Here is a 13253-nt window from a genome sequence, read left to right as displayed (position 1 = left end):
CGCGCTGCACCTGCCGCGGCAACGCAGGACGACCACGACCAGCCATCACAACACCTCCAGAACTCAGGTGTTGCGACGACCGGCTGAATCCGCCCGGTTGACCGGTGCTCAAAGTGGGGTGGTCGGGTCAGTCGCCGGGGAGGAGGTGAGGGTTGTCGGTGGTGATGCCGTCGACGCCCAGGGCGGTGGCTTCGGCGAGGGTGGCCGCGTCGGGGACCGGCCACGCGGTGGCCAGCAGGCCGGCCGCGTGGATCTCGGCGATGCCCTCCGCGGTCAGCCCGGCGATGCCGCAGAGCGCCCACGAAGCGCCTGCCGCGCGGGTGCGGGCGATGACCTCCGCCATCTCCGGCGTCCGGCCGAAGATGTGCCCGGTCGTCACGTCCGGGAACGCCTCCCGGACCGCGAGCAGGATCTCCGGGTGGAACGACGTGACCAGGGTTCGCTCGGCCAGCGACCGGTCCGCCTTCAGCGACTGCGCGAGCAGCGGTACGGCGGCCTCCGCCTTCACCTCCGCCTGGAACCGGACGTCGATCGCGGCGACCGCCTCCGCCCAGGTCGGCACCTGCTCGCCGAGGCCCGCGTCGAGCGCCCGCAGCTCGGCCAGCGTCAGCGAAGCCACCTCCCCCGTCCCGGAGGTGGTGCGGTCGACGGTGGCGTCGTGCATGATCACGAGCTCGCCGTCCGCACTCACCCGCAGGTCGAGCTCGATCTCGTCGCAGCCGTCCGCGACCGCCCGCCGGAACGAGCGCAGCGTGTTCTCCGGTTCCGTCCCGAGCGAACCCCGGTGGCCGGTGATGATCACAGAACCTTCTCCTCGTAGAGCCGTTGGACCTCGTCGCCGATCGCCTCGAGCCGGCGCGCGACCGAGGCGAACACCTTCTTCGGCTGCGCATTGTCGGCGTAGATCTGCTGCAGCCCGGTGTAGATCTGGACGTTCGCGTTCCGCCCGTACAGCCGGATCGCGTCCTGCTGCCGGGCATTCTCCAGCTGCGCGATCGCGACACCGTAGTTGGGCTGCTCCGCGATCAGCTTCTTCAGCTCGGCGTCCTCGCGGGCCTTGTTCACCACCGGCAGGTAGCCGGTCTGCGTCGTCCACCAGGCCGAGTTCTCCGGCGTTGCCAGGAACTGCAGGAAAGTCGCCGCGGCCTGTTTCCGTTCGGCGGAAATGTTCCGCAGCATCCCGATCCCGCCGCCGCCGGTGGCGATCCCGGCCGCGACCTCGGACGGGATGAAGCCGGCGCCGACCTTGAACTTCGCCTTGTTGGTGATGGTCTTCATACCGCCGGTCGACTCCTGGATCACGCCGACCAGGCCGTTCGCGAAGTCCGTGCTCGGGCTGCTCGCCATGTACGCCGCGCCGAGCTCGTGCACCATCTCGCGCTGCCACTCGCCGGCTGCGACCGCCCCGGCCTCGTCGATCGTGACGTCGAGGCCCTTCGAGTACGCGCCGCCGAACTGCCACACGTTGCCCTGGAACTGCCAGTCGCCGTCGATCTTCGCGAACGCGATCGTCCGCAGCGACCGCCCGCCGGACTGCACCTTGGCCAGCTCGGGCACCCAGGACCGCAGCTCGCTCCAGGTCCGCGGCACCCGGTCCGGCAGCCCGGCCTTCGCGAACGCGTCCCGGTTGTAGTACATGATCGGCGTACTGCGGGCGAACGGCACCGCCCAGCTCTGCCCCTTCACGACGTACTCGCCGAATAGCTTCTCCTGGTAGACGCCAGGGCCGAACCCGTCGTCGAAGTAGCCGTTCAGCGGCTCGAGCGCCTCGTTCAGGAAGAACCGCTCCCAGGTGACGTCGGACAGGACGGCGAGGTCGGGAGCCTGCTTCGCGACCAGCGCGGCCGCGACCTTCTGCGCGACGTCGTCGTAGCTGCCCTGGAACTGCACCTCGACGTAGACGTCGGATTGAGAGTCGTTGAACTTGGCAACGAGTTTGTCGACCGCCTTGCCGTTCACGCCGCCGTACGGCGACCAGAAGACCACGCGGGTCCGCTTCTCGTACTTCGACGGCACCTCGCCGGCCGGCTGGGAGTAGATCGCGTCCACGGAGCGGTAGCCGCAGCCCGCCAGGCCCAGCGCCGCGGTGACCCCGAGGAAAGTACGACGTCGCATGCTCATCCCTTCAGAGCTCCGGCCGTGATCCCGCCGACGATGTAGCGCTGCGCGACCAGGAAGATCAGCAGCATCGGCGCGAGCACCAGCAGCGTGCCGGCCATGATCGTGCCCCAGGCCGCCAGGCCCTCCTCGTCCTTGAGGATCAGCAACCCGACGGGCAGCGTCCGCATCGACGCGGTGTTGGTGACGATCAACGGCCAGACGAAGTTGTTCCACTCCTCCACCGCGGTGATCACGACGACCGTGATCAGCATCGGCCGCGACATCGGGAGTACCACGCGCCACAGGGTGCGCAGGTGTCCCGCACCGTCGACCGCGGCCGCGTCCGTCACTTCGGTGGGGAGGGTGAGGAAGTGCTGCCGCATCAGGAACGTCGCGAATGCGGAGCCGATGCCGGGGATGATCAGGCCGGCGTACGTGTTGATCCAGCCGAGCGTCGCCACCGTCAGGTAGTTCGGCAGCAAGGTCACGTGGCCGGGCACCATCATCGCGCCGAGCACGGCGAAGAACAGAATCTTCTTGAACGGGAACCGCAGGTAGGCGAAGGCGTACGCCGTCAGCACGGCGTTGACCACCTTCAGCGCGGTCCCGATCACCGTGATGATCGTGGAGTTCAGGAAGAACCGGTCGAACGGCGCGGCCTTCCAGGCCAGGCTGAAGTTCTCCCAGGTCAGGTGCGGCCACCAGGCCGGCGGCCACTGGTAGATCTGCGTCGGCTGCTTGAACGCCGTGGACAGCAACCAGTACAGCGGTCCGAGGAACACGGCCGCCACACCGATCAGTACGACGTACTGGATCGCGCGTGTCTTCATCGGTAGTGCACCCGCCTCTCCATCACCCGGGCCTGCACGGTGGTGACGAGCAGCAGGATGACGAACATGATGATCGACAGCGTCGCCGCGCGGCCCGCGTTGAACGCCTGGAATCCCTCGTTGTAGATCGACCAGCTCAGCGTGGTGGTGGCATCACCAGGGCCGCCACCGGTCATCACCGCGATCACGTCGAAGGCCTGGAAGGTGCCGATCACCGTGGTGATCAGCAGGAAGAAGGTGATCGGCGCGAGCAGCGGCAGCTTGATCGACCGGAACCGCGTCCAGGTCGACGCGCCGTCGATCGCGGCCGCCTCGTCGAGCTCCTTCGGCAGGCCCTGCAGGCCGGCGAGGTAGATCAGCGCGGCGAACCCGACGTTCTTCCACAGGTAGACGATGACCAGTCCCGGCAGCGCCCAGTCGGAGTTGTTCATCCAGTCCGGCGGCTCGGCGCCGAACGGCTCGATCAGCGCCCGCATCAGGCCGTACCCGGGGTCGAAGATGAACGCCCAGATGGTCGCGACCGCGGCGCCGGACAGGATGTGCGGCGCGAACGCGATCGTCCGGACCGCCCCGCGGCCCTTCAGCGGCAGGTTGAACAGGAAGGCCAGCGCCAGCCCGATCACCAGACTGCCGACCACGATCAGGCCGGTGAACACGACCGTGATCCACAGCGTCTTGTGGAACGCCGGGTCGGCCAGCGTCCGGCCGTAGTTGGCCAGGCCCACGAACTTCGGGCGGGCGGCGATCATGTTCCAGTCGGTCAGGCTGAGGAACGCGTTGTAGATGATCGGCCAGTACGCGAAGACCGCGATCACCAGCAGGTTCGGCGCGACCAGCAGCGCGAACAGGCCGTACTCGCGCCGCCTCCGGCGCTTCCGCTGGTCAGTGCCTTCGGCAATTGTTCGTTCGTCCGGATGGGTCCGGGCCGGCAGGTCTACTACCGTCATACCGACCTCCTAGTGAGTAACTCGTGAAGCGGGCCGGCCACCGAGGGGGCGGCGGCCAGGATGCCTTGTGGGAAAGCCGTTCCGGCGCCCCGTACGACGGTGGCGCCGGCCTCGCGGGCGATCAGCCCGCCGGCGGCGACGTCCCAGGGCTGGATCACGTGCTCGTAGTACGCGTCCGCCGTACCGTCGGCGACCGAACACAGGTCGAGCGCGGCGGAACCGCCGCGCCGGAGGTCGCGGACGGCGGGCAGCAAGTCTTGCAGAGCGGCGGCCTGCTCGGCGCGCCGCTCCGGCAGGTATGAGAAGCCCGTGCACACCAACGCCGTCTCCAACCGCGTCTGCCGCTCCAGGCCCAGTCGCAGCCCGCCGTACCAAACCGTTTGATACGGCGTGGTGTCCGCGCGGTACGCACCGGCGCCGCGGGCGGCGGACCAGGTGGTGCCTGTCCGCGGCTGGTGGACGACGCCGGCGAGCGCGCCGTCTTCGTCCTCGACGGCGATCGAGACACACCAGTCGGGGCGGCCGTACAGGTAATTGACGGTGCCGTCGAGAGGATCGATCACCCAGGTCAGCCCGGTGCTCGAAGGACGCGAAGCCCCTTCCTCACCGAGCAGGCCGTCGTCGGGGCGAGCCGCGGTCAGACCGTCGGTGATCAGCTTCTCGGAGGCGCGGTCGGCCGCGCTGACCGGGTCGCTGGCCGAGCTTTTGGTCTCGACACCGGCCGCATCGATCGACAGACTCCGCTGACGGGCCAGGAGCTCCTCGCCCGCCGCGATCGCCAGCCGGACGGCCAGTTCACGCAGGTCAACGGGGTTCAGGGGAGCGGGCATGCCGGTGAAATTATCACCGAACGATGGTTACGTATAGAGAATCACTGTGATTTTCTCACGAAGATCACATCGAGAAGCAGAATCGTTGCAATCCCGCCGACCAGCAGGCCGAGCCGGTGCAGGCCCGCGTCGGTCGCCGGACCCGCGAAGACGATCGCGATCGCCGCGGCGGCGAGGTTCGCCCCGACGTACTGCGAGGTGCGGAACAGGCCCGCCGCAGCTCCGGTCGCCTCGGGCGGCGCGGCGCGGTAGACCGCCAACTGGTTGCCGAGCCCGTTGAAACCGTTGGGTATGCCGAGGATCGCGCTGATCAGCACCAACACGACGATCGGCGTACCGGCGTGGACTCCGAACGCGAGCGCGGCGCCGCCGAGCAGCAGACCGGCCGAGCCGACGAGCAGGAGCAGGCGCGGCCCGTGGCGCCGGGCGAGGCGGGTGGCGATCGCGACGGTGATCGCGCCGAGCGTGGCGATCGGCAGGACGATCAGGCCGACCTTCGTCGGGTCGAGACCCCGTCCCTGCTCGAGCCAGCCGGGCAGGCCGTAGAAGATCGCGTAGAACGCGACGTACGTGAGCATGGTGCGCAGATAGCCGAGGGAGAGCGGTGCGCTGCGGGCGAGCAGGCGGACGTCGACGAACGGCGTCGCGGAACGGCCTTCCCAGACGACGAAGACGACAGCGAGCGGGACGGCCGCCGCGAGCAGCCACCAGGTCGGGTCCGTGCTCAGCGAGAGCAGGACGAGCATCAGGCCGGTCATCGTGAGTGTGAAGAGGAGCAGCCCGACCAGGTCGATCTCGCGCCAGAGCTTGCGGCCGTCGCCCACCGGCCTGGGCGGGTCCTTGGGGACGAGACGCAGTACGGCGATGCCGGCGACCGCGGCCACCGGGAGATTGACGAGGAAGATCGCCTCCCAGTCGAAGGTGCCGACCAGGAATCCGCCGACACTCGGGCCGAGCGCGGCCGAGGTCTGCGCGAAGACCGACAGCAGACCGAGCGCGCCGACCGCGGACGCCCTGCGGCGGTCGGCGATGCGGCGGATCATCGCGACCCCGGAAGGGAACTGCGCACCGGTCCCGATGCCGAGCAGCACCCGCGCCACGATCAGCCAGCCCAGACTCGGCGCCAACGGGGCGAGCGCGGACACCACCGCTACCAGCACGAGCCCGGTGAGGAACACGCGCCTCGCGCCGAGCAGATCAGCCAGCCTCCCGGCCGTCGGCGCCGACACCGCGGTCGCCAGGTACAACCCCGACACCAGCCACTGCGTCTCGGTCCCCGCGTGGAAGTCCGCCCCGATCGCCACCAGCGCAACCGCGATCATCGACGAGTTCAAGGGCTGCAACAGCGTCCCGAGCCCCACCGACGCGGCGTACCTGGCCGGCGCCCCCGCCACCCGAGCCTCCTCGACGACCTTCGTCACGCCGCACCGCCTCCTCCGAGGGGCACTTTGAGCACGCACCAACCATTTGGCCGGCTCGAAAGCGGTTGGTGGGTGCCCAAAGACGTCATTGGGGGACCTCGGCGAGTTTGTCCATCAGGCGGGCGGCGAGGTGGAGGAGGTCCTGTTCGGTGGGAGTGAGAGTGGCATCCATGGCCTTGGCGAGGAAGGTGTCCCGGCGGCGACGGTCGTCGCGGACGAGGGTGGCGCCGGCGGCAGTGATCTCGAGGAGAACCTGCCGGCGATCGGCCGGGTTATCAGCACGGCTGATCAAATCTGACGTGGCCAGGTCGGCGGTCGCCCGCATCATCGTCTGCGGCGTCACCCGCTCGGCGGCGGCCAGGTCGGCGTTGGTCATCGGGCCCTCGCGCTCCAACCAGCCCAGAACGTTGAGCTGCGAGTAGCTCAGCTCCCCCTCAGGACGCTCCTGACGGAGCCGGCGGACGAGGCGGAACAGGCTGGTGCGGATCTCGTGCGCGGCAACCTCGGAGGCAGGCATACCATCAGCTTAGCTGATGACCTCAATCATCGTCGTCGTTCCGCAGCCGGACCCCGGTGACGCCGTCGAGGTCGTCGAGCGCGAGCACCAGGTTCTGCAGCGGGGCCCGGCCGGAGAACCGCATGGCCGCGCGCACCTGTGGCCGCGCCCCGTCCCGGTGCACCTCTGTCCCGAGCACCGACGCCTCGAACCCCATCGACGTGGCCGTCGCCAGGATCGACCGCAGTACGCCGGCGCCGTCGTCGTACCGCACGGTGACGATGCGGCGCCGGTCCGGCGACGGCAGGAACCGCGCGAGCCGGGCGAACGGGCCGACCGCGACCAGGTGCAGGACGGTCGCGGCGACCGCGAGCACCGGCATCCCGGCGCCGCACGCCATCCCGATCGCGGCGGTCATCCAGATCGTCGCGGCCGTGGTCAGGCCGCGGACCACGTCGCGGCGCATGAAGATCACCCCGGCGCCGAGGAAGCCGACGCCGGAGACGATCTGGGCCGCGATCCGGGACGGGTCGAGATTGACCTCGGTCCCGAGGACGGCGCTGAAGCCGAAGCCGGACACCAGCGTGAACATCGCCGCCCCGGTGCCGACGAGTGTGTGGGTCCGCATCCCGGCGCTCTTCTGCCGCACCTGGCGCTCGATGCCGATCACCATCGACAGCACGAACGCGATCAGCAACAGCAGGAGTTCGGTCCAGGTGGTGGAGGTCGCCAACTTCATGATCCGTGTCCTGTTCCCCGCTCACGCGGAGACCTGTCATGGGGTCTCCCGGTCTGGACTGAGGAGCGGCGGGAGCGAAGCGACCAGAGCGACGAGGGAAGACCGGGAGTCACAGCTCCATGACCGCCGCCCCGGAGGGGTGGCATCAGCACAGTCCGACGGGCTCCTTTCCGGCGAGGAAGGCGGCGACCGCCTCGGCGGCGATCGAACCGGCGCGGTGAGCGGTCTGCCGGGTGGCACCGGCCAGGTGCGGTGTCATCACGATGTTAGGCGCGGTCAGCAGCCGCGAACCGGCCGGGACCGGCTCGGCCGGGAAGACGTCGAACGCGGCCGCGCCGAGCTGCCCCGACTCCAGCGCGTCCACCGTCGCGTCGTAGTCGAGCAGCCCGCCACGCGCTGTGTTCACCAGGACGGCGCCGCGGGGCATCGCGGCGATCTGCTCCGCACCGATCATCCCGCGGGTCTGATCGGTCAGGCGCGCGTGCAGGCTCACGACGTCCGACCGGCTCAGCAGGTCGTCCAGCTCCACCAGCTCGATTCCCGCGGGCGCCTCTTCGACGTACGGATCGGCGACCAGGACGCGGGCGCCGAAGGCCAGCAGGACGCGGGCGACCCGCTGGCCGATCGCGCCGTACCCGACGAGGCCGACGGTCGACCCGTCGAGCTCGATCCCGCACTCGTCGTACGCGTACAGGTCGGAGCGCCACTCGCCCTGCTCCAGCGTCCGCTGCAGCCGGGGAAGGTTGCGCAGGGCACCCATCATCAGCGCGACCGCGTGCTCGGCGGCGGCCACGGCGTTACGGCCCGGCGTCGATGCGACCGCGACGCCCCGCTCGGCGGCCGCGGCGAGGTTCACGTTCACCGGACCGCCCCGGCACACGACCAGGAAGCGCAGGTCCGGCGCGGAGTCCAGCACCCGCTCGGTGAACGGTCCCATCTGGGTGACCGCGAGCTCGACGCCGGCGAGAGCTTCGATCAGCTGGTCCTCAGCGTCGCTCGCCTCGTCCACCTCGGCCACCCGCCCGTACGGCGTCAGCGGCCAGGGCAGCGTGACCTCACCGAACTCGAACGCGACGTCCGGGATCGTGCGCAGCGCCGCGGCGAGCAGGTCGTTGCGCACGAAGTGGTCGCCGGCGAGCAGCGTCTTGACGGTTCTCATCGATCTCCTGAAAAGGTGGGTGCTGGGTCGGACCAGCGCGGGCGGGCCGACTCGATGCGGCGCAGGTAATGGGCGTAGCCGTCGGCGTAGAACGTGGCGCGGGCCGGGTCCGGGTCGATCTGACGGGTCTCGGCGATCCACTCGGCTCCGGCGCTGTCCGGATCGATCGCACGTCGCGCGCAGATCACGGCGCCGCGCGCCGCGACCTGCTCGGCCGCGGCCGTGTGCAACGGCGCGTTCAGCACGTCGGCGAGGATCTGCGTCCACTCGCTGCTCCGGGCTCCACCGCCGCACACCGTGACGCGGCCGGTCCACCCTGCTGCTTCCAGGCAGTGGCGGGCGGCGTACGCGATGCCTTCGCAGGTCGCGCGCACCAGGTCGGCGGTCGTGGTGGACAGCGAGATGCCGTCGATCGTGCCGCGGGCGCGGGTGTCGACGAAGGGTGCACGTTCGCCGGCCTCGGACAGGTACGGCAGGACGGTCACGCCGGAGGCGCCGGGCGGGCTGTCCGCCAGCAGGGACGGGAGTTGATCGGTGCCGACGCCGACCAGGGCCAGGACGCGGTCGAGGGCCGCCGTACCGACCATCGCGGGCATCGCGCGGAGCCAGACGCGCGGCGTCCACGTGCCGAGGAACAGGCCGGCGGGCTCGCCGTCGACGGGTAGCTCTCGCGTGACGACCTGACAGGCCAGCGTCGTGCCGACGGTCAGCAGCGCGTCGCCGGGCTCGGTCACACCGGCGCCCGCCGCTGCGGCCGGGAGGTCATAAGGGCCCGCGGACACCCGCGTCCCGGCCGCCATTCCGGTCGAGTCGTCCCGCAACTCCCCCACCGGACCAGCGGCAGCAACCGGCGCCAGCAGGTCCCGCACCCCGGACAGACCGGTGGCCGCCAACGCCTCGTCGTCGTACTCCCCGGTCCTGGGATCGAGAAAGGGTGCGGAGGCATCGGAGACATCCGTCGCCCGTACGCCGGTCAGCGCCTGCATCACCACGTCCTTGCAGTACGCCGCCGTACCGGCCCGCTCGATCACATCGGGCTCTTCGGCGAGGACCGCGGCCAGCAACGGACCGGACGCTCCCGGAAACATCCGGTTTCCGGAACGCCGGAACACGTGTTCCGCAACCCCGTCCGTGGTCCACCGCTCGAGGATGCCGCTGCTGCGCGCATCCAGCCACGAGATCGCCGGGCGGGTCGGCGTACCGTCGGCGTCGACCAGCCACAACCCGTCACCCTGAGCGGTGATGGCGAGGACGTCGGGGCGGGTTCCCACCGCGGCGGCCAGCTCACCGACCACCTCGTTGACCGAAGCAACTATTTCCGACGTCTCGTGCTCGAACCGCCCGGTGCTGCGGTGCAACAGCCGGGTCGGCCGCGATGCCTCGGCCAGCGGCCGGCCGTCGGCGCTGAACGCGACTGCCTTCGTGACGGTGGTGCCGACGTCAACGCCAACGTCCATACACGCCCCCTCCTAGATTTTGGCGACCTCCACGGTCGCGCCGTGGTCGCGCAGCGGGTCGATCAGGTTCTTCGGGGTCTTCTCGTCGACGATCACCACGTCGAAGTCGGTCAACGGGGCCAGCCGGTGCAGGGCGGTGCGCTGCAGCTTCGCGTGATCGACGAGCAGCACCTTGGTCCTCGCCGAGCGCAGCATCGCCCGCTTGACCAGGACGATCTCCTCCTCCTGGTGGAACGCGTGCGTCGCCGACACCGCCGACACCGAGCAGAACAGCAGGTCGGTGTGCAGCGCCTCGACGGCCTCCGCGCACGGCATCCCGCCGAACGAGTCGTGGGTGGCCGAGTAGATCCCGCCGAGCGCCAGCAGCGTGATGTCCCGCAGCTGGGCCAGCTTGGTGATCGCCGGCAGGAAGTTCGTTGCCACCGTCAACGGGGTGATGTCCTCGAACAGGTCCACCAGGGCCAGCGCGCTGGTCGAGTCGTCGAGCATCACCGACATCCCCGGCTCGATCATCGCGCGGGCGTGCCGGGCGATCGCGGCCTTCTCCGCGTGCGCGGTGTTCAGCCGGTACGCGACGTTGCTCTCGAAGACGCTCGTCGGCTGCGCGCTGACGCCGCCGCGGTACTTGCGGACCACTCCTTGCCGCTCGAGCTCGTCCAGGTCGCGGTGCACCGTCATCACGCTCACGCCGAACGCCTCGACCAGGTCGTTCGCCGAGACCGAGCCGTGCTTCACGACGTACGCCGCGATCTCGGCCTGCCGGCGCGCGGGACGACTCAGTTCGGTGGTGTCGCCGTCGACATCCGTTGTCATGCCAGGGTCTCCAAACGCAGAGGAGGAACGTTGTACGCCTCGAGACCCACTGTGCCGTCCTGCCACCGGAAACGCACCAGCGCCGCGGGACCGAGTGCAGGTAGCAGTCTGCGGTAGTCGTTCAGCCGCAGGCCGAGCACCCTGCACACGAGCAGCCGGATCAGCGTGTTGTGGGCGACCGCGAGGACCTTCTGCCCCTGATGCCGGCGCCCGATCTCGTCGAACACCTCGCGCACCCGATCGGCCGCCGCGGCCGGGTCCTCGCCGCCCGGGAAGTGGTTCCGCACCGGGTCGAGCTCGAACGCCTTGCCCACGGCCGGCGGCAACTCGCTCAGCATCTTGCCCTCGGCAGACCCGAAGTCGACCTCCCGCAGCCGGGCGTCGACCGTCGGCTCGGCCGCGAGGGCCTCCGCGAGTGGGGCGATGGTCTGGCGGGCCCTGAGCATCGGCGAGCACCACAGCGCGTCCGGCGCGTAGCCGAGCGCCCACTCCTTCAGCTGCTGCGCCTGCTGGACGCCGACCTCGTCGATCGGGAGGTCCGTGGAACCGGTGTAGCGGTTGCCGTGATGCCAGGCGGTCCGGCCGTGGCGGGCCAGCACGATCGTGGTCCTCATCCGCGGTACCCCCTGCGGTCGAGCTCGGCGACGAACGCGCCGTACAGGTCGTCGAGCCGGTCACCGCGCGGTTCGAGGACGCGGTCCACGCGCACCATCCGGCGTGCGGTCCCGGTGAGATCGGTCCCGCCGGACGCGGCCAGAACCGCCATGCCGTACGCCGGATCCGGTACGGCGGGGAGCTCCACGGGTACGCCGAGGACGTCGGCGCGCAACTGGTTCCAGTACCCGCTCCGGGTGGCGCCGCCGGTCAGCGAGACCGAGCGGACCGGGTCGGCTCCGAGCGTCTCCAGGTGCTCGAAGGCGAGTCGCTCGATGAAGGCGACGCCTTGCAGCACGGCAGCATAGGTGTGCAGGTCGTCCGGTGTGTCTCCGAGTGTGAAGCGCTCGGCCTGCGGTGCCACGAACGGGAACCGCTCGCCGGTCTTGGTCAGCGGGTAGGTGACGGCCTTGACCGGGTGGGCGGCACGATCCAGGGCGTCGAGGTCGGCTCCGGGAAGCAGCTCGGTCAGCACGCCGGCGCCAGTGCTGGACGCGCCGCCCGGAAGCCAGCCGCCGTCCGGGTGGCGGTGGCTGTAGACGGCGCCGGTGGGGTCGGTCAGCAGGTGGTCGCTGACGCCCTTCAGGACGAGCGTCGTACCGAGGACGGAGTTCCAGGCGCCCGGACTCAGCGCACCGGCGGCGATCTGAGCGGCGCACCCGTCGGTCATGCCGGCGTACACCGGGACGCCGGCCGGCGTGCGGCCGAGCTCGGCGCCGGGGCGGACGACCTCGGGGAAGGCAGTGAGCGGGAGCCCGAGTTTGCCGAACGCCGCGGCCGGCCAGGCGTCGGCGATCAGGTCGTATCCGGTCTTCAACGCGTGGCTGGTGTCGGTGGCGACCGGGTGGCCGACGAGGTGGGCCGCGACGAAGTCGGCACTGTGCACGACGCGCCGGCCGGTGAGGTCGAGATCGAGGATCTTCGGCAGCGCCCACGTCGGCTGCATGCTCGTGGACCAGCGATCCGGATCGGCGTCCACGATCTGGTCGCGACGGGCGGCCGAGCGCGCGTCGTCGTACATCAACGCCGGGGTGACCGGGCGGCCGGTGCTGTCGGTCAGCAGGAAGGTGCCGGAGGTAGAGCAGATCGCGATGCCGTCGAGATCGGTCGCGCCGACCTCGGCCAGGACCTCGTCGACGGCGGTCAGCCAGGCCTGCGGGTCCTGCTCGTGCCGGACGCCGTCCCGGTGACTGCTGAGCGGCCGCGTTGCACGGGACACAACGGCGCCCTTGGCATCGGCCAGCACGGCCCGCACACTTTGCGTGCCGAGGTCGAGACCGATCCAGCCCACGAAGCGCCTCCCAGGTGAGTGTTATCTAGGTTGATAACATAACACCAGAAGACGGTAAGAACGCACCAGCCCCTGACCGAAGGCGGACAAAAGACGGCTCCCGCAAGCCGTCGGCATGCGGGAGCCGGTGAAAAGCAGGACTTCGGTCAGGAGTGCATGAGAACCAGCGCCGGGTCAACGGTGGCCAGCTCGAGGCGGCCGGCGTCGACAGCGCCATACGCGCCGATCGGGCCGCTGCTGTGCCGGCCGTTGCGGTTGAGCCAGAAGCGCCAGCCCGCGGGCGGCTCTGGCCAGGTCGGGTCCGGCGTCCAGCCGAGCGGCGGACGCCACTCCGACGTCGGCAGCTCCGGCCAGTCGGGTGGCGGGTTGAACTTCTGCACGAGCGGGTCCCTCCGGATTCCCCAGCGATCCGCTGATCGCGAACTGTCTGACAGATCAACGACCTGACGCACCGAGTGTCACGGATAAATCTTCGTAAAGTTTCATCCGGCATACGGGGACCAATCTCAGCACCGA

General features: G+C 70.1%; 14 protein-coding genes. All 14 read right to left on the bottom strand.

Translation table 11 applies throughout. From position 1 onward, the window contains the following. Positions 1-127: 127 nt before the first annotated feature. Positions 128-802, bottom strand: coding sequence for a glycerophosphodiester phosphodiesterase (locus ACWEOO_RS22545; protein WP_359931428.1), 675 nt, complete (start codon positions 800-802; stop codon positions 128-130). Beyond that, positions 799-2115 (bottom strand): ABC transporter substrate-binding protein, encoded by a 1317-nt coding sequence (locus ACWEOO_RS22540; protein WP_452144659.1) that lies wholly within the window; start codon positions 2113-2115, stop codon positions 799-801. Before ACWEOO_RS22540 ends, ACWEOO_RS22545 begins: the two co-directional genes overlap by 4 nt. Before the next feature lie 2 nt (positions 2116-2117). Beyond that, positions 2118-2930 (bottom strand): carbohydrate ABC transporter permease, encoded by an 813-nt coding sequence (locus ACWEOO_RS22535; protein ID WP_355695072.1) that lies wholly within the window; start codon positions 2928-2930, stop codon positions 2118-2120. Next, complete coding sequence (locus tag ACWEOO_RS22530; protein WP_452144658.1) at positions 2927-3877, bottom strand: carbohydrate ABC transporter permease; 951 nt, start codon at positions 3875-3877, stop codon at positions 2927-2929. The genes ACWEOO_RS22535 and ACWEOO_RS22530 overlap by 4 nt, the downstream gene beginning before the upstream one ends. Further along, the gene (locus ACWEOO_RS22525) at positions 3874-4707 is read right to left on the bottom strand and encodes an inositol monophosphatase family protein (RefSeq protein ID WP_452144657.1); all 834 of its coding nucleotides are present in this window, start codon (positions 4705-4707) and stop codon (positions 3874-3876) included. Before ACWEOO_RS22525 ends, ACWEOO_RS22530 begins: the two co-directional genes overlap by 4 nt. A gap of 41 nt (positions 4708-4748) precedes the next feature. Next, positions 4749-6128 carry an MFS transporter gene (locus ACWEOO_RS22520; protein WP_452144656.1) on the bottom strand — a complete coding sequence of 460 codons (1380 nt, stop codon included), beginning with the start codon at positions 6126-6128 and terminating at the stop codon, positions 4749-4751. Between the two features lie 85 nt (positions 6129-6213). Beyond that, complete coding sequence (locus ACWEOO_RS22515; RefSeq protein ID WP_452144655.1) at positions 6214-6645, bottom strand: MarR family winged helix-turn-helix transcriptional regulator; 432 nt, start codon at positions 6643-6645, stop codon at positions 6214-6216. A 22-nt stretch (positions 6646-6667) separates the two neighbouring features. Continuing rightward, positions 6668-7363: an MgtC/SapB family protein gene (locus ACWEOO_RS22510; protein WP_452144654.1), complete on the bottom strand. Its 696-nt coding sequence runs from the start codon at positions 7361-7363 to the stop codon at positions 6668-6670. Between the two features lie 145 nt (positions 7364-7508). Further along, positions 7509-8522, bottom strand: a complete 1014-nt coding sequence (locus ACWEOO_RS22505; protein ID WP_452144653.1) for a 2-hydroxyacid dehydrogenase — start codon at positions 8520-8522, stop codon at positions 7509-7511. Then, complete coding sequence (locus tag ACWEOO_RS22500; RefSeq protein ID WP_452144652.1) at positions 8519-9979, bottom strand: FGGY family carbohydrate kinase; 1461 nt, start codon at positions 9977-9979, stop codon at positions 8519-8521. Before ACWEOO_RS22500 ends, ACWEOO_RS22505 begins: the two co-directional genes overlap by 4 nt. A gap of 12 nt (positions 9980-9991) precedes the next feature. After that, complete coding sequence (locus ACWEOO_RS22495; protein WP_363717554.1) at positions 9992-10792, bottom strand: DeoR/GlpR family DNA-binding transcription regulator; 801 nt, start codon at positions 10790-10792, stop codon at positions 9992-9994. Beyond that, the gene (locus ACWEOO_RS22490) at positions 10789-11406 is read right to left on the bottom strand and encodes a histidine phosphatase family protein (RefSeq protein WP_452144651.1); all 618 of its coding nucleotides are present in this window, start codon (positions 11404-11406) and stop codon (positions 10789-10791) included. The genes ACWEOO_RS22495 and ACWEOO_RS22490 overlap by 4 nt, the downstream gene beginning before the upstream one ends. Further along, positions 11403-12737 (bottom strand): FGGY-family carbohydrate kinase, encoded by a 1335-nt coding sequence (locus tag ACWEOO_RS22485; protein ID WP_452144650.1) that lies wholly within the window; start codon positions 12735-12737, stop codon positions 11403-11405. Before ACWEOO_RS22485 ends, ACWEOO_RS22490 begins: the two co-directional genes overlap by 4 nt. A gap of 146 nt (positions 12738-12883) precedes the next feature. Then, a complete protein-coding gene (locus ACWEOO_RS22480) occupies positions 12884-13117 on the bottom strand; it encodes a hypothetical protein (protein ID WP_359931389.1) in 234 nt (77 codons plus the stop codon). Between the last annotated feature and the right edge of the window lie 136 nt (positions 13118-13253).

The sequence above is a fragment of the Kribbella sp. NPDC004138 genome (assembly GCF_053603655.1).
This window is presented reverse-complemented; position numbering and strand designations above follow the sequence as displayed.